The organism is Aeromonas sp. TS_SC_11, assembly GCF_057318915.1.
Genome location: NZ_CM170470.1, coordinates 2,500,093 through 2,520,914 on the forward strand (window position 1 = coordinate 2,500,093; position 20,822 = coordinate 2,520,914).

Annotated in this window: 15 protein-coding genes; 8 read left to right on the forward strand and 7 right to left on the reverse strand. The window is 61.2% G+C overall.

The features are described from left to right. Positions 1-60: 60 nt before the first annotated feature. From AC1P02_RS11755 to nadK, 7 genes are all read right to left on the reverse strand, one after another. Positions 61-1,434: an efflux transporter outer membrane subunit gene (locus tag AC1P02_RS11755; protein WP_429180299.1), complete on the reverse strand. Its 1,374-nt coding sequence runs from the start codon at positions 1,432-1,434 to the stop codon at positions 61-63. After that, positions 1,431-3,371 (reverse strand): MacB family efflux pump subunit, encoded by a 1,941-nt coding sequence (locus AC1P02_RS11760; protein WP_429181032.1) that lies wholly within the window; start codon positions 3,369-3,371, stop codon positions 1,431-1,433. The genes AC1P02_RS11755 and AC1P02_RS11760 overlap by 4 nt, the downstream gene beginning before the upstream one ends. Next, positions 3,368-4,531, reverse strand: coding sequence for an efflux RND transporter periplasmic adaptor subunit (locus tag AC1P02_RS11765; RefSeq protein WP_485182274.1), 1,164 nt, complete (start codon positions 4,529-4,531; stop codon positions 3,368-3,370). The genes AC1P02_RS11760 and AC1P02_RS11765 overlap by 4 nt, the downstream gene beginning before the upstream one ends. A gap of 252 nt (positions 4,532-4,783) precedes the next feature. After that, a complete protein-coding gene (locus tag AC1P02_RS11770) occupies positions 4,784-5,224 on the reverse strand; it encodes a universal stress protein (protein ID WP_058394299.1) in 441 nt (146 codons plus the stop codon). 469 nt (positions 5,225-5,693) lie between these two features. Beyond that, a complete protein-coding gene (locus AC1P02_RS11775; RefSeq protein ID WP_408136991.1) occupies positions 5,694-6,587 on the reverse strand; it encodes a DHHA2 domain-containing protein in 894 nt (297 codons plus the stop codon). 491 nt (positions 6,588-7,078) lie between these two features. After that, on the reverse strand, positions 7,079-8,743 hold the full coding sequence (recN, locus tag AC1P02_RS11780; protein ID WP_485182275.1) for a DNA repair protein RecN: 1,665 nt from the start codon (positions 8,741-8,743) through the stop codon (positions 7,079-7,081). 112 nt (positions 8,744-8,855) lie between these two features. Next, a complete protein-coding gene (nadK, locus tag AC1P02_RS11785) occupies positions 8,856-9,740 on the reverse strand; it encodes an NAD(+) kinase (protein WP_005312583.1) in 885 nt (294 codons plus the stop codon). Positions 9,741-10,007: 267 nt separating this feature from the next. Between nadK and grpE the strand changes: the two genes are divergently transcribed. The 8 genes from grpE to AC1P02_RS11825 all read left to right on the forward strand — a co-directional run bounded on the left by grpE (position 10,008) and on the right by AC1P02_RS11825 (position 20,787). Next, positions 10,008-10,583, forward strand: coding sequence for a nucleotide exchange factor GrpE (grpE, locus tag AC1P02_RS11790; RefSeq protein WP_005312586.1), 576 nt, complete (start codon positions 10,008-10,010; stop codon positions 10,581-10,583). 297 nt (positions 10,584-10,880) lie between these two features. Continuing rightward, complete coding sequence (gene dnaK / locus AC1P02_RS11795; RefSeq protein WP_125606494.1) at positions 10,881-12,803, forward strand: molecular chaperone DnaK; 1,923 nt, start codon at positions 10,881-10,883, stop codon at positions 12,801-12,803. A gap of 113 nt (positions 12,804-12,916) precedes the next feature. Then, positions 12,917-14,059, forward strand: coding sequence for a molecular chaperone DnaJ (dnaJ, locus tag AC1P02_RS11800; RefSeq protein WP_005312592.1), 1,143 nt, complete (start codon positions 12,917-12,919; stop codon positions 14,057-14,059). Positions 14,060-14,321: 262 nt separating this feature from the next. After that, positions 14,322-15,812: a carbohydrate porin gene (locus AC1P02_RS11805; RefSeq protein ID WP_485182276.1), complete on the forward strand. Its 1,491-nt coding sequence runs from the start codon at positions 14,322-14,324 to the stop codon at positions 15,810-15,812. Between the two features lie 159 nt (positions 15,813-15,971). Continuing rightward, on the forward strand, positions 15,972-16,886 hold the full coding sequence (locus AC1P02_RS11810; protein ID WP_485185449.1) for an aminoimidazole riboside kinase: 915 nt from the start codon (positions 15,972-15,974) through the stop codon (positions 16,884-16,886). A gap of 83 nt (positions 16,887-16,969) precedes the next feature. After that, the gene (locus AC1P02_RS11815) at positions 16,970-18,334 is read left to right on the forward strand and encodes a sucrose-specific PTS transporter subunit IIBC (protein ID WP_125606500.1); all 1,365 of its coding nucleotides are present in this window, start codon (positions 16,970-16,972) and stop codon (positions 18,332-18,334) included. Beyond that, complete coding sequence (locus AC1P02_RS11820) at positions 18,334-19,749, forward strand: glycoside hydrolase family 32 protein (RefSeq protein ID WP_485182277.1); 1,416 nt, start codon at positions 18,334-18,336, stop codon at positions 19,747-19,749. Before AC1P02_RS11815 ends, AC1P02_RS11820 begins: the two co-directional genes overlap by 1 nt. Before the next feature lie 27 nt (positions 19,750-19,776). Further along, positions 19,777-20,787 (forward strand): substrate-binding domain-containing protein, encoded by a 1,011-nt coding sequence (locus AC1P02_RS11825; RefSeq protein ID WP_058394293.1) that lies wholly within the window; start codon positions 19,777-19,779, stop codon positions 20,785-20,787. The last annotated feature ends 35 nt before the right edge of the window (positions 20,788-20,822 follow it).

The window sequence follows — 20,822 nt, forward strand, 5'->3', positions numbered from 1 at the left end:
TCAAGAGGGGAAAAAGCACCGCCTCTCATGGCATGAGAGGCGGTGTTGAGCGGCGCTGGCTTAGCTGTGATCACTGCCCCCCAGCGCCTTGTAGATCCTGGCCATGGTATTGAGCTGCTCCTTTTGCTGGCTGAGCAAGGAAAGCTCGGCCTCCCACAGGCGGTTCTGCTCATCCAGCCAGGGTTGTACCCCGGTGGCACCGGCCTGGAAGCGAGCCCGAGCAAGCCGTTCCGCCTCTTTGGCAAACGTCAGCTGCTCGGCCAGATAATTCAGGCGCTGCTCGCCGTGATGGCGGGCGGCCAGGCCGTCTTCCACCTCGACCAGGGCGGTATAAAGCTGCTTGCGAAATTCGGTTTCGGCAATCTGGTAATCAAGCTCTGAGCTCGCAATGGAGATCCGGGTCTTGTTGTATTCGAGGAAAGGCAGCGCCAGGCTGGCACCCAGAGTACCCACCGGATTTTGCAATACCTGTGTCAGGGTGTCCGAGGTGCTGCTGGCACCGCCGGTGAGACTCAATGAGGGATAGAAACCGGTGCGGATCTCATCCCCTTTTGCCAGTGTTTTGCGCAGGCGCAACTCGGCGGCGCGCACGTCGGGGCGCCGTGCCAGCACATCCGCTGGAATGCCGACCGCCAGTGATGGCACCGGGGTCGTCGTCAGCGCGGTTGGGGCAAATTCCAGCGGTCCGCTGCTGCGCCCAAGCAAGAGGCGCAGCCCGTTGCGGGCCTGTTCCTGCTGCATCAAGAGCGAAGTGAGTTCAGCTTGTTTGTTGGCCTTCTGCTGGCTGGCCTGCACCAGATCGAGCCGGGTAATGGCGCCGGCCTGGTACTTGGCCTGGGTCAGCTGTTCGGCGCGGGTGTAATTTGCCAGTTGCCGCTCGCCCAGTGTGATGGCCGAGCCGAGATAGGCCAGCTGCCAGTACTGCTCCAGCGCCTTGCCGATCAGCATCAGGCGGGTGGCCGCCAGATCCTGGGCGGAAGCCTGGGCTTCCCAGCTCGCCTGATCCCGCGCCGAGGCGAGCCGACCCCAGAGATCCACCTCATAACTGAGGGTGAGAGAGGGGCCCATGCTGCTGCTGGCACTGCCATCTTTCAGATTTTTGGTGCCGTTGGCCCCCAGGCTGGCACTGACCGAGGGGGTCTGGTTGGTATCGGCATAATCTGCGCCCAGCAGTGCGCTTCTGAGCCTCAGTCCGGCGACCTGCATGTCCGGGTTGGCGGCCAGCACGGCTTCCACCAGTTGATCCAGCGCCGGATCATGGAACCCTTGCCACCAGAAGCCGGCCTGCTGCCGGGTGAGACCGTCATCCGGCTGTTGCCAGCTCGGAGCCAGTGCCAGAGCTTGTCTGTGATAGGTGCTCTGCTGGCTGCAGGCGCTCACGCCAGTAGCAAGGGCCAGGCAGAGCGCCAGTTTGGATAAGTTGTACATCGTCATTCCCTCGCCAGCGCCTCGACCGGATCGAGCCGGGCGGCATTGCGGGCGGGTAGGTAACCAAACAGGATCCCGATGAGCGAGGAGCAACCAAACGCCATCAGGATGGAAAAGAGCGAGAACTGCATCTGAATGCTCTCCACGAACAGGGAGAAGAGCAGGCCTATGAACAGGGAGACGCCGACCCCGAGCATGCCCCCGAGCAGGCTGACCATCACCGCCTCGATCAGAAACTGCTGCAAAATGTCGGACTGGCGAGCGCCGACCGCGATGCGGATCCCGATTTCGCGGGTACGCTCCACCACCGAGACCAGCATGATGTTCATCACCCCGACCCCGCCGACGATGAGGGATATCACCGCGATGGCGGAGACCAGCAGCGTCATGGTGGCTGTGGTTTTCTCCACTGATTTTATGATGCTGTCGCTGCTGAAGGTGAAGAAGTCCTTCACCCCGTGGCGCTGGGTCAGCAGCTCGATGGCAGCCTGTTCGGCAAGGGCGGGTTGCACCCCGTCCTTGACCCGAATGGTGAGCTGGCTGAAGTGGTTCTGGGAGATGAGGCGGCTCATCACGGCGCTGTAGGGCAGCCAGACGTTCACTGACTGGCTGCTGCGGCCAAACCCCGTCTCCTCTTCCACCACACCAATGATGCGCACCGGCAGGGTGCCGACCAGTACCACCTGACCGACCGGATCTTCCTTGCCAAGCAGGCTCTCTATGGTTTTGCCATCCACCACTGCCACCGCGGCCCGGTTCTGGATGTCGCGCTCGTCAAACAGGCGGCCACTGGTGAGCTTCATCCCCTTGACCCGGAAGAAGTCGCTGCCGACTCCCACTATGCTGCCACTGCTGGTTTTGTTGCGATAACGCAGCTGACCCGACGAGGCAATCTGGGGGCTGGCCCCTTCCAGATAAGGTTGGCCGAGCAGCGCATCGAGATCCCGCTTGTTGAGGGTCTGGATACTGGCAGCCTTCTCGTCTCCCCAATCCTTGCCCGGGAAGATGTCGATGGTGTTGGTGCCCATGGCGTTGATCTGGTCGACCACCTTGGCACGGGCCCCCTGACCGAGCGCGACCACGCTCACCACGGCGGCTATGCCTATGATGATGCCGAGCATGGTGAGGAAGGTGCGCATCCGGTGTGCCAGCATGGCGTGCAGCGCCATGCGTCCCGCCTCGCGATAGCGATCCCAGTCGTTGCCGCTCGCTCTGGCGGCGGGGGAGGCGGCCGGGAGGCGGGCTGTGGTCGTAGCCGGTTTGCCGCTGTCTTCCAGCACCCGGCCATCGCGCAGCGTGATGATGCGATCCGCATGGCTGGCCACTGCCATGTCGTGGGTCACCAGAATAATGGTGTGGCCCTGGACGTGCAGCTCCTTGAGGATGGCCATCACTTCCTTGCCGCTCTGGCTGTCGAGGGCACCCGTGGGTTCGTCCGCCAGGATCACTTCGCCGCCATTGGCCAGCGCCCGGGCAATGCTGACCCTCTGCTGCTGGCCGCCGGAGAGCTGACCCGGAGTGTGATGGCTGCGATCACTCAAGCCCAGCCGTGCCAGCAGGGCTTGGGAGCGTGCCTGCCGATCGGGGCGGGAGGTGCCGGCATAGACGGCCGGGATCTCCACGTTGGCGGCGGCGTTGAGGTGTGGCAGCAGATGGTAGCGTTGAAAGATGAAGCCAAAGTGGTGACAGCGCAACCGGGCCAGGGAGAGGGCATCCAGGGTAGCGGTGTCCTGCCCCCTAAACAGATACTGGCCCGCGCTTGGGCGATCCAGGCAGCCAAGCAGGTTCATCAGGGTGGATTTGCCGGAGCCGGAGGCGCCGACGATGGCGATCATCTCACCCGCTTCAATGGTCAGATCCAGCGGATGCAGGACGGTAACCTCCTGCTCTCCGCTTTGGTAGCGTCGCTCTATCCCTTTGAGCTGGATCAGTGGCTCACTCACAACATCATCTCCACATCGGGGCCGTTGACGGGAGCACTTTGACCCAGCTTGACCTTGTCCTGCTCGGTGAGGCCGCTGACTACCTCGACCTTGATGTCATCTTTCATGCCGGTCTTGATGCGGCGTGTCTCTTTCTGATCGTCATCCTTGATCAGGGTGACTTCGTACTCGTTCTCCCCCAGCTTCTTGCCAAGTGCCGTCTGCGGAATGGTCAGCACCTGCTTGCGCTCGCCGAGCACTATGGTGACTTGTGTGGTCATGGCGACTCGCAGGGTGTGATCCGGATTGGGTACGTCGAACAGGGCGTAGTAATAGACGGCGGCATTGCTGGTGGCCGTGGTGCTGGTGGCCTGCTCGTTGATGTTGGTGGGGGCCAGTTCGACCGTGCGCAGGGTGCCGTGATAACGGGTATCCGCATCGCCCATCAGGGTGAAATAGACCGGCATGCCGGCCTTGACCCGGGTGACATCCGCCTCAGAGATCTGTGCTTTGACCGTCATTGTCTCCAGATTGGCGAGCTTGAGCAGGGTGGGCACAGTCTGGCTGGCGGCCAGGGTCTGGCCCTGGCGGGTCACTATGCTGACGACTGTGCCATCCATGGGGGCCAAAATGCGGTTATAGCCCAGCTCCGTCTTGGTGCGATCCACCTTGATCAGTGCATTCTCGATCTCGGCCTTGGCGCTCTGCAGCTCGGCCCGGGTGACCGCGAGCTGGGCTTCGGCGCTCTCCAGATCGGCGCGGGAGCTGGCTTCCTGCTTGAACATCTGTTGCTGACGGCGCCAGGCCAGCTCGTTTTGCTTGAGCTGTGCCTGTTTGATCTTGAGCTGGGCACGGCGGCTGGCAAGATCCGCCTCGGCGGTCTTGAGGTTGTTCTGGGCGATCAGGGGATCTATCTCGGCCAGCAGGTCACCCTGCTTGACGCTCTGTCCCGCCTCGACGGCCAGATAGGTCACCTGACCCGAGACTTGGGCACCCACATCCACCTGCTCTATGGCCTGCAAGACGCCGCTGGCCAGCACCGTCTGCTCCACATCCTGGCGGGTCACTGGCGCGCTCAGCACCGGGTCCGGGGTCGTATTCGGCCAGGCCAGCCAGGTGATGGCGGCCAGGGGGATGAGTACGAGCAGGGCAAATTTTCTCTGCTTGGGAGTTATGTTCATTTATCACCTGAATGAAACGTGCGAAGGCATGCAAGGGCAATATCCTGCAGCAAACGAGGCTTAAAAAACAGCGATGAATATGTAAGGAAACATGTAGACAGGCTTGTCAATAGTGAGGCTGCCAGCGGGCTGGGCAGAGGTGGTGGCAATGAGGGAGTCGCGTGGCGAACGGGGAAAAGTGCGGGTGTTGACGGCAACAAGAGGGGACGAGGGGAGATGAGGCGCCCACCACTTGAGCGGGCGCCTGTCAGGTTAGCTGACGGCTTTGAGCTGCTCTACGTAGGGTTCGTGGCAGATCTGGATATCGATCGGCAGCTTGTAAATAAGCAGACGGGCCAGGGATCCTTCCATCCAGTGATGGCGGCTGCCCACCAGCAGCAGATCCGTCGGGTGTGAAGCCAGCCAGTGCTTCAGGTCCGACACAACGTCATCGACCACCAGGCACTGATAATCCACTGGATGCTGCAAGGTGGTGATGAGTTCACTGATGATGGCCTTGGCATCCAATGTGCCCTGGGCACTGCGCTCTTCTTCGGACAGCGACAGGCTTTCGCGGCGCACCTTGCTGCTATGAGTCAGGTGCAGCAGGGTCAGCTCAGTGCCCATGCTCTGTGCCAACCGGCTTGCTTTGGCCAGCGTCTCCTGCTCGTAATCCTTGCCTTCCAGCAAGAGCACAATATGGGTTGAGGTCATAAGCAGTTCTCCTTGGCATGACGCGGGTCACCAGAGACACCAGGTGTGTCTCTTACCACTGTGTTCCCGCTATATATATGGTATGGCGCTAACATGTCCTGGTCGTCTGGCGTCACCCTCTGTCGGTGATGCATAGTAAAACCATGTTCATTTACATCAGCATAACAGACCGAGTTGAATGGAGAATGAAGGGATCCCGGATATTTGATGGTTAGCGGGGGAATTGCGGATAAAAATGGTATTTTTTTAGCATGTTTGCATGGTCAGCAAGCGCTGCATATCTGAATCATGCTGCCTGGTCTCTATCTGAGTATCGCGTGACGCAGTGAGCACGCACAAGCAGGATGAGGGAAGTTGACGACAGGGCGTACAGAAGAAGTCGCATGCCGACCGAGGTGGCGTGTCAAAGCCATGGGGTAGAAAGAGAGGGCAGGGAACCCGGCGTGTACCGCTGCCTTGCCACTTGGCATCACACCGGGTCTGTTGACAGATAGTGGGCCAGCCAGGGCAGACCCTCCTTCTTGCGGCTGACGGCACCGGTCAGATGGATGGGGTGCTCGGGCAAGATGCCGTTGCTGGCGAAATAGAGCAGGCTGTTCCCCTTGGCGAGATCGGTCAGCATCAACACATAGGCATCCAGCTTGTCCTGTTCCTGCCGGGCCTGCATAGCCTGAGCCAGCTCTGCTTGCCGTGACTGAAGCTGTGCCGGATCCATCACGCATATCTGGCTGACAGACAGTGTGTAACCGGCAATCTGGTATGCCTTCTCATCGGCGATGAGCAGCTCGGCCAGGGGAGCATCACCTAACTGGGTGCGGCGTTCCAGCAGGGTCTGTGCGAAGGGTTCCAGCGCCAGATCGGCCAGGGGCAGCAGCGCATTGACGGCTGCGCGATCACGGGGCGTGGTCGTCGGCGAGGTGAGGCTGAAGGTGTCGCTGATGATGGCGCCCAGCAGCAGGCGAGCCTGGGAACGGGAGAGGTTGTCATAGCCCATCAGCTCCAGCAGCACAGTTGCACTGCAACCCACAGCACGGATCCAGGCATCGAGGGGGCCCCGAGTCACAAGAGTGCCGATCCTGTGGTGATCGATCAGCCCCTGCACGTCCGCCTCGGCAAGGCCCTCTGGCCCTTGCTCCAGCTCGCTGAAATCGACCAGAAACACAGATTTGTTGGCCACGCTCCCCTGCAGCAGGGGCGGGGCATCGACCCCGGCGGTTTCCAGAATGAAGCGGGTCTCGGCGATGGGGTCACCCAGTGCATAGGCCTGGGCCGGTCTGCCCTGGCCATTGAGCCAGTCGGCGGTGACCAAAGCGGTGCAGATGCTGTCGCTATCGGGGTTCTTGTGACCAAACACGTGGAGCATAAAGGCATTCCTGAAGTTGGAGGCTCCTGGTCGACCGCGCAAGGACGCTGGCCGGACAAGGGGGCAGATAAAACAGGTGAAGGTGCACGGGTTTTTGCTCCCGACCTGGTCTCACTCTATGCGTCGGTGCTGGTCATGGCAACCTGGATGACTCGCACCGTCCTGATGGTCACACCGTCACCTAGCTGGTTGCGTCGGCTTGTCCTAGCACCTTCTTACGGAGCCAGACCCGGCACTCGGAGCCGGGTCTTGTTGCTGTGCGGTACTATGAGGTTTAGCCAGGTTTAGCTCCCGTACTCTGGTCTGGCTCCCACACTCGATCCAGGCCAGAGAGTCCCCTGGATGTCGGCTAACCAAGCGGCTGGTGTGTGGGGGAGAAAATAGAAGAGAGGATAGGGCGATCGCAACGTCAAATAGCCATATAAAGAAGGGGAGCCTCACACCCGCAGGTTTGAGGCTCCCCTTTTACTGGCCGTGTTGGGCGTCCCTTCTCAGGAGGCAAGCAGCTCGCGGGCGTTGGCCAGGGTATTGTCGGTGATCTGATCGCCGCCCAGCAGACGAGCCAGCTCCTTGAGGCGAGCGCCCTGATCCAGTGCCTGCATCTGGGTTTCCGTTGTCTTGCCGTCGGTGTGCTTGCTCACCACCATGTGCTGGTGGCCCTTGCCTGCTACCTGGGGCAGGTGAGTGACCACCATGACCTGAGTGGATTCACCGAGCTGGCGCAGCAAACGACCCACCACGGCGGCGGTGGGGCCGCTGATCCCCACGTCCACCTCATCGAAAATCAGGGTCGGGGTCGAGACCTTGCGGGCGCTGATCACGACGATGGCGAGGCTGATCCGCGACAGTTCACCGCCCGAGGCCACCTTGCCCAGCGGCTGGATTGGTTGCCCCGGGTTGGTGGTGACCATAAATTCCACCCGATCAATGCCGAGCGGCGACAGGCTGCTCTGGGCATCCGGCCGCACCTCGATGGCGAAGCGGCCGTCCGGCATCGCCAGCTCGTGCATGCTGGCGGTCACCTTGGTGCTGAGTTCCTCGGCGTAACGCTGACGGCTCTGGCTCAGTGCCTCGGCGGCTTGCACGAAGGCGAGGCGGGCCTCGGCCAGTTCATCTTCCATGCCCTCGAGGCGCTCTTCATCAGAGTTGAGGCGGGCGAGATCACTGGCCAGATCCTGATGATGCAGGGCCAGCTCGGCTGGTTTGACATGGTGCTTGCGGGCCAGATTGATGGCTTTGGAGAGGCGGGCTTCCAGCTCGGTGAAGCGCTCCGGGTCCAGCTCAAGCCGATCCAGATAGCTGCGCAGCTCGCTGTGGCTCTCCTGCACGCCTATCATCGCCTCGTTAAGCATCTCCAGCACAGGGCTGAGGCGGCTGTCCATGCCCACCAGACTCTCGGCTTTGTCGACGGCGACCTGCAACAGGCCGGCGATGGTGGTCTCTTCGTTGTCATAGAGCAGATCGAGACAGGCGCCGCACTCCTGCATCAGTTCGGTGCCGTTGGCCAACCGCTGATGCTCCTCTTCGATCGCCTCGAACTCCCCCGGTTGCAGGGCAAATTCGTCCAGTTCCTGCACCTGATATTCGATGAGCTGACGGCGGGCTTCTCGCTGTTGCTGTTCGGCCTTGAGGCGATTGAGCTCGTTTTGCAGCTGACGCCAGAGCTGATAGTGCTGGCGCACTTCTTCCAGCAGCAGGTGATGGCCGGCATAGCCATCCAGCAAGCTGAGCTGGTAGTCGGGTTTGAGCAGGAGCTGGTGGGCGTGCTGGCCGTGGACGTTGACCAGCAGTTGACCGAGATTTTTAAGCTGGGTCAGGGGGACGGGCACGCCGTTGATGTAGCTGCGTGAGCGCCCTTCGGCAGAGAGTACCCGCCGCACTATGCATTCGCCTTCGTTGTCCAGCTCGTTGGCGGCGAGCCAGGCGCGGGCGGCCGGGTTGCCGTCCAGCAGGAAACGGGCGCTGACCTCTGTCTTGTCGCTATCGGGGCGCACCATACTGGCCTCGGCCCGCTCGCCGAGGCAGAGGCCGAGCGCGTCTATGGCGATGGATTTACCGGCACCCGTCTCACCCGTGATGCAGGTCATGCCGGGTTGCAGATCGAGTTCGAGAAACTTGACGATGGCGAAGTTGTTGACGGTCAGCTGGGTCAGCATGGTCTCATCCTGTATGGGCCAACATTACTGTGTATGCATCCAGTATATACTGGTTTTACATACAGTAAAGAGTCGGCCCGCAACAGGATGGACAAGAGCGTTGAAAAGCGCCTTAAAACAACTTGCTGCCCCAGCCGAGCTTGTTGCGCAGCACGTGGAAGTAGCTGTAATCGAGCGGATGCACCAGGTGCAGCTTGTGCTTGCTCTTCTTGATGAGGATCTCGTCCCCCGGGTGAACCGCCAGTGTCACCTGACCGTCGCAGCTCACCTGCATGGCATCATCCTGATTATCCGGCGAGACCAGCAGGCGCACTTCGCTGTCCGCATCCAGCACTATGGGGCGGCTGCTCAGGGTGTGCGGGAACATGGGCACCAGCGTGATGGCGTTGAGCTTGGGAGTGAGGATGGCGCCGCCCGCCGATAGCGAATAGGCGGTGGAGCCGGTCGGGGTGGCGACTATGATGCCGTCCGAGCGCTGGCTGTACATGAAGCTGCCATCGATATAGACCTCGAACTCGATCATGTGGGCTATCTTGCCCGGGTGCAGCACGGCTTCGTTCACCGCCAGGTTGCTCGATTTGCGCTCCCCGTGACGATAGACGGCGGCTTCCAGCAAGAAGCGGTGTTCACTCTTGTAGTGGCCGGAAAGCACCTGTTCCAGCGGCAGCAGATAATCCTGCGGCGACAGGTCGGTCAAAAAGCCGAGATTGCCCCGGTTGACCCCGATCACCGCCACATCGAACCGTGACAGCACCCGGGCCGCGCCCAGCATGTTACCGTCCCCGCCGACGACGATGGCCAAGTCCGCCTGCTCACCGAGCTGGACCAGATCCATCACGTTTTCATCCATGATGCCGAGGGTGTGGGCGACCCGGCTTTCGACCAGCACCTTGAAACCACGGGTAGTGAGATACTGATGCAAGCCGGTCAGGGTCTGGTTGGCCCCTTCGTGGTGGGGTTTGCCAATCAGGGCAATGGTTTTGAACGGAGAATCCATAGTCTGTCGGGTCTGGGATGAGTATTGGGGGCAGTATACCCCGCTTTGTGGGGGATTTGTCTGCTGCCAGCGTTCTGCTCGCGCCATCGTACCGGGAAAAGTGGCAATTTGCCTGTCGGTGCGGCTCATTGGCGACGATAGCGCCTTTTTCCCCTTGAAAGCCGAGGCTGCGTCCCCATAATAGCGCCATTACAGGGTCTGTTGCCGACTTGTCTCGCACCCGAACGTCAGCAGACCCTCATAAGCAACCCTGAAATTGGAGATGTCATGAACCACGAAGAACAAAAGGTTGAAACGATGGAGCAAGTGGAAGCCCAGCCAGTCGAGCCGACCGATGTAGACAGTGAAGTGACAGCCGAGCAGGCCCGCATTGCCGAGCTGGAGGCCCAACTGGAAGCCGCCCAGCTGGCGTCCAATGAAGAGCGTGAGCGTGCCATTCGTGCCGTCGCCGAAATGGAAAACCTGCGTCGCCGAGCCGCCCAGGATGTGGAGAAGGCCCACAAGTTTGCGCTGGAGAAATTCGCCGCCGAACTGTTGCCGGTACTGGACAACCTGGAGCGCGCCATCGAGCTGGCCGACAAGGAGAGCGAAGAGCTCAAGCCGATGATCGAAGGGGTCGAGCTGACCCTGAAATCGATGCAAAGCGGCGTGGCCAAGTTTGGTCTGAATCCGCTTGATCCGCTCAATCAGCCGTTTGATCCCAATGCCCATCAGGCGATGAGCATGATCGAAAATGGCGAGCTGGCACCGAACACTGTCATCGCCGTGATGCAGAAGGGCTACGAGCTCAATGGTCGGGTGATCCGTCCGGCCATGGTGATGGTCTCCAAGGCGCCAGCCTGATTGCCATCGCTGTGCTGAGCCCGCCGCTCGGCGGGCTTTTTATTGGTTGCGGCGCCAACTGCTTATTTTTGGCGTCATTTGGCAAGCATTCTTCCGTAAACAAGGCAAGAATGTGCGGTTTTTTGAGGGCAGGGCTTGAAGCGTCAACTTGAGACCCCATATAGGTTCCAAGGCCACGGCGGCACAAAAAATTTGATGCCGGGAGCTTGAAAGCCACACTGGCAGCCCCCACCTAGCCGTTAACGCATTAAGGCGAGTTCCTCGCCAGTTTATTCAAAGTATTTGGAGATTCGTCAAATGGGTAAAATCATCGGTATTGACCTGGGTACTACCAACTCCTGCGTCGCTATTCTGGATGGCGACACTGCTCGCGTGATCGAGAACGCAGAAGGCGATCGTACTACTCCGTCCATCATTGCCTATGCCGATGATGGCGAGATCCTGGTTGGTCAGCCGGCCAAGCGTCAGGCCATCACCAACCCGAAGAACACACTGTTCGCCATCAAGCGTCTGATCGGTCGCCGTTTCGAAGATGAAGAAGTGCAGCGTGACCTGAAGATCATGCCGTACGCCATCGCCAAGGCTGACAACGGTGATGCCTGGGTGGAAGTGAAGGGCAAGAAAATGGCACCGCCGCAGATCTCTGCTGAAGTGCTGAAGAAGATGAAGAAGACCGCCGAAGATTATCTGGGTGAGCCGGTGACCGAAGCCGTTATCACAGTGCCGGCCTACTTCAACGACGCCCAGCGTCAGGCTACCAAGGATGCCGGTCGCATCGCCGGTCTGGATGTAAAACGCATCATCAACGAACCGACTGCTGCTGCTTTCGCTTATGGCGTGAACAAGGTCAAGGGCGAGCGCAAGGTTGCCGTGTATGACCTGGGTGGCGGTACTTTCGATATCTCCATCATCGAGATCGACGAAGTCGAAGGGGAAACCACCTTCGAAGTACTGGCGACCAACGGCAACACCCACCTGGGTGGTGAAGACTTCGACAACCGTGTCATCAACTATCTGGTTGACGAGTTCAAGCGTGAGCAGGGCATCGATCTGCGCAACGACCAGCTGGCCCTGCAGCGTCTGAAAGATGCCGCCGAGAAAGCCAAGATCGAGCTCTCTTCTGCCCAGCAGACCGACGTGAACCTGCCGTACATCACTGCAGATGCCACAGGTCCCAAGCATATGAACATCAAGGTGACCCGCGCCAAGCTGGAATCCCTGGTGGAAGATATGGTGAAAGACTCGCTCGAACCAGTTCGCACTGCCCTGAAAGACTCTGGTCTGGCCGTTGGCGAGATCGACGACGTCATCCTGGTGGGCGGTCAGACCCGTATGCCGATGGTGCAGAAGACAGTTGCCGAGTTCTTTGGCAAAGAGCCGCGTAAAGACGTCAACCCGGACGAAGCCGTGGCCATGGGTGCTGCCATCCAGGGCGCCGTACTGTCCGGTGAGAAGACCGACGTACTGCTGCTGGACGTGACCCCGCTCTCTCTGGGGATCGAAACCATGGGCAGCGTCATGACTGCGCTGATCGAGAAGAATACCACTATCCCGACCAAGAAGTCCCAGGTGTTCTCCACTGCCGAAGACAACCAGTCTGCCGTGACCATTCACGTGCTGCAGGGTGAGCGCAAGCGCGCCAGCGACAACAAGTCCCTGGGCCAGTTCAACCTGGAAGGCATTCGTCCGGCTCAGCGCGGCCTGCCGCAGATCGAAGTGACCTTCGACATCGATGCCAACGGTATCCTGCACGTCTCTGCCAAAGACAAGGAGACCAACAAGGAGCAGAAGATCACCATCCAGGCTTCCTCCGGTCTGTCTGATGAAGAGATCGAACGCATGGTACGCGAGGCAGAAGCCAACGCGGCCGAAGACAAGAAGTTTGAAGAGCTGGTGCAGACTCGCAACCAGGCTGACGGTCTGGTCCACTCTGTACGCAAGCAGATCACCGAAGCCGGTGACGCCCTGCCTGCCGACGACAAGACCAAGATCGAGACTGCATTGAGCGAGCTGGAAGCCGTCATCAAGGGTGACGACAAGGCTGTCATCGAAGCCAAACAGCAGGCTCTGCTGGAAGCGTCCCAGAAGCTGATGGAGATTGCCCAGCAGCAATCCCAGGCTCAGGGTGCTGGCGCCGATGCCAACCAGTCCTCTTCTTCCAAGGCTGACGACGACGTGGTCGATGCCGAGTTCGAAGAAGTGAAAGACGACAAGAAATAAGCCACACCCAGATGGGTAGAGCCCGCTCTACCCATCGGCTTGATCGATGAATTTACGGGCGTTGGGTGACCAACGCCCGTCTGCATAACTGTTTACGTAGCAACAGGATCAGTATGTCAAAGCGCGATTTCTATGAAGTGCTCGGGGTATCGAAAGGTGCCGATGAGCGCGAGATCAAGAAGGCGTACAAGCGTCTGGCGATGAAGTTTCACCCGGACCGCAATCAGGGTGATGCCGCATCCGAAGAGAAGTTCAAAGAGGTCAAGGAAGCCTATGAGATCCTGACCGACGAGAATCTGCGGGCTCGCTATGACCAGTATGGTCATGCCGGCGTGGATCAGAGCCAGGGTGGCGGTGGCCACGGTGGCTTTGGCGGCGGTGCCGATTTCGGTGATGCGTTCGGCGATATCTTTGGCGACATCTTCGGTGGTCGCAACGGCGGCGGTCGTCGTGGTCCGGCCCGGGGTTCAGACCTGCGCTACACCATGGAGCTGACCCTGGAAGAGGCGGTGCGCGGTGTCTCCAAAGAGATCAAGGTGCCGTCCCTGGTCCACTGCGAGGTCTGCAACGGCTCCGGTGCCCACACCGGCAGCACAGCCCAGACTTGCCCGACCTGCCACGGTGCCGGTCAGGTGCAGATGCGTCAGGGCTTCTTCGCGGTGCAGCAGGCCTGTCCGCACTGTCACGGTCGCGGCAAGATCATCAAGGATCCGTGCCGCAAGTGCCATGGCGAAGGTCGTTACCAGAAGACCAAGACGCTGTCGGTCAAGATCCCGGCGGGCGTCGATACCGGCGACCGTATCCGTCTCTCCGGCGAAGGGGAAGCGGGGGAAGCGGGCGCTCCGGCCGGGGATCTCTATGTACAGGTGCACGTCAAGGAGCACGAGATCTTTGTGCGTGACGGCAACAACCTCTACTGCGAAGTGCCCATCAGCTTCACCGCAGCCGCCCTGGGTGGCGAGATCGAAGTGCCGACCCTGGATGGCCGCGTCAAGCTCAAGGTCACTCCCGAGACCCAGACCGGCAAGATGTTCCGCATGCGGGGCAAGGGCGTCAAGTCAGTGCGCTCCGGCCAGGTGGGGGATCTGATGTGCAAGGTGGTGATCGAGACTCCGGTCAAGCTGACCGAGTCCCAGAAAGAGCTGTTGCGCCAGCTGGACGAATCGTTCAGCGGTGCCGCCGCCAAGACCCACAAGCCGAGATCGGAAGGTTTCTTCGAAGGGGTGAAACGCTTCTTCGACGACCTGACCCGCTGATCTCAGCGCATCCCAGCAAAGCCGGCCTCTGTGCCGGCTTTCTTTTTGCCTGCCATTCGGCCCGTCTCTTCGTTATTGAGTGGATCCTGATGAGGGATCCACCTCACAACTCCCGCCAATTCATTCTGTACAAATGTTATCCCGCTCACAGAGTAGCTGAAACGGTTTAGCTGGCATCTTGAGTTGGCTAAAGCGGTTTAGCTATGCTCTCTTCGCCGATAAAAACAGAGCCCGACCGGGCAACACACGACAGGTGAGGAAGATGACCATGTTCAAGAGCAAATTGGCGTTGGCAGTGGCGCTGGGATTGGGGATGAGCAGCCCGCTGTGGGCGGCGGAGGGCGGTATCGAAGCCAGGCTGGCGGCGCTGGAGGCGCGGGTACAGGCAGCTGAAGCGAGAGCTGATGCGGCAGAGAGCCGTGCCAGTCAGGCCGAGGTGAAGGCGAGTGCGGCCAGTGAGCAGGCCCAGGTCGCCAACAGCCGCAGCCAGAAGGTGGATGAGAAGACGGCGGGGGCACAGGGTTTCGAGTTTCACGGCTACGCCCGCTCTGGCCTCCTGGTCAACGGCAATGGCAACGGTGGGCGGGGCGGCCCTTACATCACGCCGGCAGGGTCAGTGGGGGGCGCAGTGGGCCGGCTTGGCAACGAAGACGACACCTACATGGAAGCGAATCTGCTCAAGACCCAGACGTTTGATGACGGCAGCTGGGCACGCTACAAGCTGATGCTGGCAGATGGCGTGGAGACCAGCAACGACTGGACCGCCAGCGACTCGAGCCTCAATACCCGCCAGGTGTTTGCCGAAATAGGCAATCTGGCGAGCTTCGATGGCGCTTTCAAGAATGCGGTGCTGTGGGCGGGCAAGCGCTTTGATCGGGACAACTTCGACATCCACTGGCTCGACTCGGACGTGGTCTTCCTGGCCGGTACCGGTGGCGGTGTCTATGACGTGCAACTGGCCGACAGCTGGAAGGCGAACTTCTCCCTCTATGGCCGCGACTATGGCGACATCAGTGCCAGCGGTCTGTCGGACATAGAGAGCTACATCCTCACCATGAACAACCGCTTCGGCAACTGGCAGTGGATGGTGAACGGCCTCTCGGCCAATGACAACGAACAGCGCATCAACGACGGTGGCAAGGGAAGCGAGGCGGCGGACAAGGGAGCCCATACCCTGGTGGCTTATCACGCCGACAGCTTCTTTGGCATCAACCCCGGCTTCTCCAAGGCGGCGATCCTCTACGGTCATGGTCTGGGTGCCGAGCTCAAGGGCTTGGGTTCCGACAGCGAACTGCTGCCCGATGCAGATGCGGTGCGGGTTGCCGTGTTTGGCGCCACCGACCTCAACCCGCGCTGGCGTTTCGCGCCGGCTCTGCTGGCGGAGCAGAGCCAGGATCGCTACGTGAAGGGGGACGAGTATCAGTGGCTGACCCTCAATACCCGGGTAGCCCAGGTGCTGAGCCAGAACGTCGAGCTGGTCTATGAGGCGGCATGGCAGTACATGGATCTGGATCCCAAGGGCTACAAGGGTCGTCAGGCGGTGAACGGCAACTTCACCAAGCTCACCTTCGCCCCCACCTTCAAGGCGCAGACCGCCGGCTTCTTCGAGCGTCCGGAGCTGCGGGTGTTCGCCACCTGGATGGACTGGTCATCCGAGCTCGACAGCTACGCCAGCGACGATGCCATGGGCCAGAGCAACTTCACCGCCGGTGGCGAGTGGAACTTTGGCGTGCAGATGGAAACCTGGTTCTAGTTCGTTATCCCGATCACAAAAATGGTAGCCGGTGCCAGGATCTGTTGGTTAGCTAAACCGGTTTAGCTGATAATAAAAGCCAAGAGAGATGAGGGCCAGGCCCCGTCAGTGAATCCTGTGCAGCAGTGGAGTAGCAAGGTGACGAATCGTGTGTGGGTAATGGGGGATGCGGTGGTGGACTTGATCCCGGAAGGGGAGCTGCACTACCTCAAGTGCCCGGGCGGCGCACCCGCCAATGTGGCGGTCGGGGTGGCGCGACTCGGCGGCGAGTCAGCCTTTATCGGCCGGGTCGGCGCCGATCCCTTCGGTCGCTTTATGGCCGATACCCTGGCAAGGGAAGGGGTGGATACCGCTTGTCTGCGGGCGGATCCTGATCATCGAACCTCCACAGTGTTGGTGGCGCTCGATGAAGAGGGGGAGCGCAGCTTCACCTTTATGGTGCGCCCCAGTGCGGATCAGTTTCTGACCCCGGATGAGTTGCCCGGCTTCCAGGCCAGCCAGTGGTTGCTCACCTGCTCCATCGCGCTCGCCAACGAACCGGTACGCGGCAGTTGCCTGCAGGCCATGGCCGCCATCAAGGACGCGGGGGGACGGGTCTGTTTCGACCCCAACCTGAGGCCCGAGGTGTGGGGCAACCCCGCCGAGATGCTGCCAGTGGTGCGCCAGGCAATCGCCCTGGCGGATGTGGTCAAGCTCTCGATTGACGAGCTGCAGCTGCTGAGCGGCGAGGATGAGCTGGTCGCGGGGCTCGCCACCATATCAGGCCCGGCGCTGGTGCTGGTGACCCGGGGGGCGGCCGGAGTGGTGGCCCGCCTCGAGGGCGAGCTGCTGGAGTGGGTGGGGCCGAAAGTGACCCCGCTTGACACCACGGGGGCGGGGGATGCCTTCGTCGCCGGTCTCCTGGCGGCGCTGGCACAGGGCGAGCGGTTGCCCACGCTGGCCGAGCTGGCCGCCATCCTGGCTCAGGCTCACGGCTGCGGGGCGCTCGCCACCACCGCCAAGGGGGCCATAACGGCACTGCCGACCCGCACAGAACTGGATGCCTTTTTGCGATCAGCCTCAAGCGGCTGTTGAGCTGCGGCTAGAACCGCAGCTCAACAGACCCTACTCTCATGTGACAAGGGCCTGCCAGCGTGGCGGGTCATAAGAGGAATAATATGAATATCAGTGCGATAGCCAAGGATTTGGTGCCCCTGCTCGGGGGCAAGGAGAATATCGTCAGCGCTGCCCACTGCGCCACCCGATTGCGGCTGGTGCTGGCCGATGACAGCAAGGTGAACAAGGCCGCTATCGACAAGCTGGAGGGGGTCAAGGGATGTTTCAGCAACGCGGGCCAGATCCAGGTGATCTTCGGCACCGGTCTGGTCAACAAGGTCTATGCGGAGTTCATCGCCCTGACCGGGACAGGGACGGCCAGCAAGGCGGAGCTGACCGACATGGCGACGGCCAAGCTCAACGTGGCCCAGCGGCTGGCGCGGACGCTGTCCAACATCTTTGTGCCCATCATTCCGGCCATCGTCGCGTCCGGTCTGCTGATGGGGCTGCTCGGCATGGTGCGCACCTATGGCTGGGTCAATGCCGACAGTGCCCTCTTCGTCATGCTCGACATGTTCAGCTCGGCGGCCTTTATCATACTGCCCATCCTGATCGGGTTCACGGCGGCGCGTGAGTTTGGCGGCAACCCCTATCTGGGGGCCACCATGGGGGGGATCCTCACCCACCCGGCCTTGACCAACGCCTGGGGTGTGGCCGGTGGCTTCAAGACCATGGATTTCTTCGGTCTCGATGTCGCCATGATCGGCTATCAGGGCACCGTCTTCCCTGTGCTGCTGGCGGTCTGGTTCATGTCCCATCTGGAGAAGCAGCTGCGCAAGCGCATTCCGGACGCACTGGATCTGATCCTCACGCCGTTTCTCACCGTCATCATCACCGGCTTCGTGGCCCTGCTGTTTATCGGTCCGGCCGGACGGGTGCTGGGAGATGGCATCTCCTTCGGCCTGAGCGCCCTCTATGAGCAGGCAGGCTGGCTGGCGGGGCTGGTGTTTGGCGGGACTTATTCGCTTATCGTCATCACCGGTATCCATCACAGCTTCCATGCCATAGAGGCGGGGTTGCTCACCAATCCGGCCATAGGTGTCAACTTCCTGCTGCCCATCTGGGCCATGGCCAACGTGGCGCAGGGCGGTGCCTGTCTGGCGGTCTACTTCAAGACCCGGGATCCGAAAATCAAGGCCATTACAGTGCCGGCGGCCATGTCCTGCCTGCTCGGCATCACGGAAGCGGCGATCTTCGGGGTCAACCTGCGCTACATCAAGCCTTTCTTGGCCGGCCTGCTCGGCGGTGCCCTGGGTGGCGCCTACGTGGTGGCGGCCAAGGTAGGGATGACGGCGGTGGGCCTGACCGGTATTCCGGGCATGGCCATAGTCCAGCCCATGAATCTGATCCACTATGTCATCGGCTTGGTCATCGCCTTTGGCGCCGCCTTCGCTGCCTCCTGGCTGCTCAAGTACAAGGTGGAGTGATGAAGGAAGTCGATTTTTTCCAACAGATAGTCCGGTCCTTGTTGACCGGACAGCTCAAGGCGGCGGCCGATCCCCATCGGCCCCGCTGGCATCTGGCAGCCCCAGTGGGGCTGCTCAATGACCCCAACGGCTTTATCGAGCACGGCGGCCGGTATCACCTTTTTTACCAGTGGAACCCGCTGGGCTGCACGCACAGCAACAAGGGGTGGGGGCACGTCAGCTCCACCGATCTGCTGCACTGGCAGCACGAGCCCATCGCCCTGCTTCCTACAGAAGCGTATGAGAGCCACGGCTGTTATTCTGGCTCGGCGGTGAGCGACGAGCAGGGGCGCCTAATCCTCATCTACACAGGCAATGTCAAATACCCGGATGGCAGCCGCACCGCCTTCCAGTGTCTGGCTCGCGCCGACGGTGAGGGTGGTTTTGCCAAGCTGGGGCCTGTGCTCGATTTACCTGAAGGCTACAGCGGCCATGTGCGCGACCCCAAGGTGTGGCACGACGGCCAGCAGTGGCTGATGGTGCTGGGAGCCCGTACCCTGGACGACAAGGGGGAGGTGCTGCTCTATCGCGGCCAGACGCTGGACAAGTGGCAGCTGATTGGCCCCATCGCCGGCAGTGGGCGCGGCGGCCTCGGTGAGTTTGGCTATATGTGGGAGTGCCCTGATCTTTTCCCGCTGGCCGATCGCCATGTGTTGATAAGTTGCCCGCAGGGGATTGCCCCGCAAGGGGAGGATTATCGCAACCTCTACCAGTGTGGCTGGCTGGCGGGGCAGTTCGATGGCGAGCACTTCGAACATGGGGCTTTTCACGAGCTGGATCGCGGCTTCGAATTCTATGCGCCGCAGACCACCCTGGATAGCCAGGGCCGTCGCCTGCTGTTTGGCTGGCTGGGGCTGCCGGAGGAGAACGAGATGAGCCAGCCGACCATTCCCTATGGTTGGATCCACCAGATGAGCTGTCCACGGGAGCTGTTCTGGCAGCATGAGCGGCTCTGCCAGCGGCCGGTGGCTGAACTTGCCGCCCTCAAGGGGGAGCTGACTCGTTTCGAGGGGGTCGTCAGCGAGTTTCCGGGGATGACCATCGACTCGGCCTGGCTGGATCTGACGCTGACCGGCGCGGGCAGTCTCTGGCTCGGCACAGTGGCCGAGCTGGTGTGGCAGAAAGGGCGCATTGGATTGCGTCGCCAGAACTGGCAGAGCGGGGAGTGGGAAGAGAGGTCAGCTCCCTGGCTGGGTGGCCCGCTGACACTCTTGTGCGATCGGTCCAGCCTCGAGTGTTTCGTGGATGATGGGCGTCAGACGCTGTCAGCCCGTTACTTCCCCGGTGAAAAGCCGCAACTATCGGCAGGGGATGCAGGCGAGGGCGGCAAAATTTGCCTCAATCACTGGCCGCTGTCGGCGTGCCTAGTACAATAGCCCGGTTCTAGTCAGCCGGGAGGCCAGGTGGAGAAGAAGAAACGGATCACGATTGCCCAGATAGCCGAATTGGCAGGGGTGTCCAAGGCGACCGCCAGTCTGGTGCTCAACGGCAAGAGTGCGGAGTACCGGATTGCCGACCAGACCCGCAAGCGGATCCAGGCGGTGGCGGACGAGTGCCACTACCAGCCGAGCTTTCATGCCCGTGCCCTGCGCGAGACCCGCAGTTACACCTGGGGGCTGGTGATCCCCGATCTCACCAACTTCGGTTTTGCCAGTATCGCCCGGGCCCTCGAGGCCCACTGTCGCGAGGCCGGGATCCAGCTGCTGATCGCCTGCTCCGAAGATGATCCCACCCTGGAGCAGAAGGTGGTGGACAACCTCATCAGTCGTCAGGTGGATGGCATTATCGTCGCCTCCAGCGGCCACAGCGATGACACCTATGCCCGAATTCACGACCGCCTGCCCGTGGTGCAGCTGGATCGCCACATCGGCGAGTCGCGCCTGCCCATGGTGATCTCCGATGCCTGCAAGGCCACCGCCGAGCTGGTGCGGGACATGGCTGGCGAGTGCGGGGCGGAGATCTACTACTTCGGCGGCCTGCTGGATCTCTCCCCCAGTCGCCACCGGCTGGCGGGTTATGAGCTGGGTCTGCATCGAGCCGGGCTTGAGGCCCAGCCTGCCCGGGTGCGCCATCGCGACTATCAGCCGAGCTCCGGTTATCAGCTGATGGCCGAGCTGGTCGCCGAGCTGGGGGCGCCCCCCAGGGGGCTCTTTACCGCTTCCTTTACCCTGCTGGAAGGGGTGCTGCGCTACCTCAACGAGGCGGGGCTGATGGAGACGGGGATGCGCCTGTGTACCTTCGATGATCACGACCTGCTCGACTGCATTCCTATGCGCATCGACTCTGTGGCGCAAGATTGTCCGGCGCTGGCCCGCGCCGCCTTCGAGCTGATGCAGCAGCTGATTGCAGGGAATGTTCCCGGCCAGACCGCTCAGGTCATAGCCCCCAGAGTGCGCTGGCGCAGTCGCCGCTAGTCGCGCTCCCATCAAAAAGCCCCGCCAATGTTGGC

What these genes read in the sequence shown, in the direction of transcription:
- AC1P02_RS11755 (WP_429180299.1), bottom strand. Translation starts at nt 1,434, where the DNA reads ATGACGATGTACAACTTATCCAAACTGGCGCTCTGCCTGGCCCTTGCT.
- AC1P02_RS11765 (WP_485182274.1), bottom strand. Translation starts at nt 4,531, where the DNA reads ATGAACATAACTCCCAAGCAGAGAAAATTTGCCCTGCTCGTACTCATC.
- AC1P02_RS11770 (WP_058394299.1), bottom strand. Translation starts at nt 5,224, where the DNA reads ATGACCTCAACCCATATTGTGCTCTTGCTGGAAGGCAAGGATTACGAG.
- AC1P02_RS11775 (WP_408136991.1), bottom strand. Translation starts at nt 6,587, where the DNA reads ATGCTCCACGTGTTTGGTCACAAGAACCCCGATAGCGACAGCATCTGC.
- recN (WP_485182275.1), bottom strand. Translation starts at nt 8,743, where the DNA reads ATGCTGACCCAGCTGACCGTCAACAACTTCGCCATCGTCAAGTTTCTC.
- nadK (WP_005312583.1), bottom strand. Translation starts at nt 9,740, where the DNA reads ATGGATTCTCCGTTCAAAACCATTGCCCTGATTGGCAAACCCCACCAC.
- grpE (WP_005312586.1), top strand. Translation starts at nt 10,008, where the DNA reads ATGAACCACGAAGAACAAAAGGTTGAAACGATGGAGCAAGTGGAAGCC.
- dnaK (WP_125606494.1), top strand. Translation starts at nt 10,881, where the DNA reads ATGGGTAAAATCATCGGTATTGACCTGGGTACTACCAACTCCTGCGTC.
- dnaJ (WP_005312592.1), top strand. Translation starts at nt 12,917, where the DNA reads ATGTCAAAGCGCGATTTCTATGAAGTGCTCGGGGTATCGAAAGGTGCC.
- AC1P02_RS11805 (WP_485182276.1), top strand. Translation starts at nt 14,322, where the DNA reads ATGACCATGTTCAAGAGCAAATTGGCGTTGGCAGTGGCGCTGGGATTG.
- AC1P02_RS11810 (WP_485185449.1), top strand. Translation starts at nt 15,972, where the DNA reads ATGGGGGATGCGGTGGTGGACTTGATCCCGGAAGGGGAGCTGCACTAC.
- AC1P02_RS11815 (WP_125606500.1), top strand. Translation starts at nt 16,970, where the DNA reads ATGAATATCAGTGCGATAGCCAAGGATTTGGTGCCCCTGCTCGGGGGC.
- AC1P02_RS11820 (WP_485182277.1), top strand. Translation starts at nt 18,334, where the DNA reads ATGAAGGAAGTCGATTTTTTCCAACAGATAGTCCGGTCCTTGTTGACC.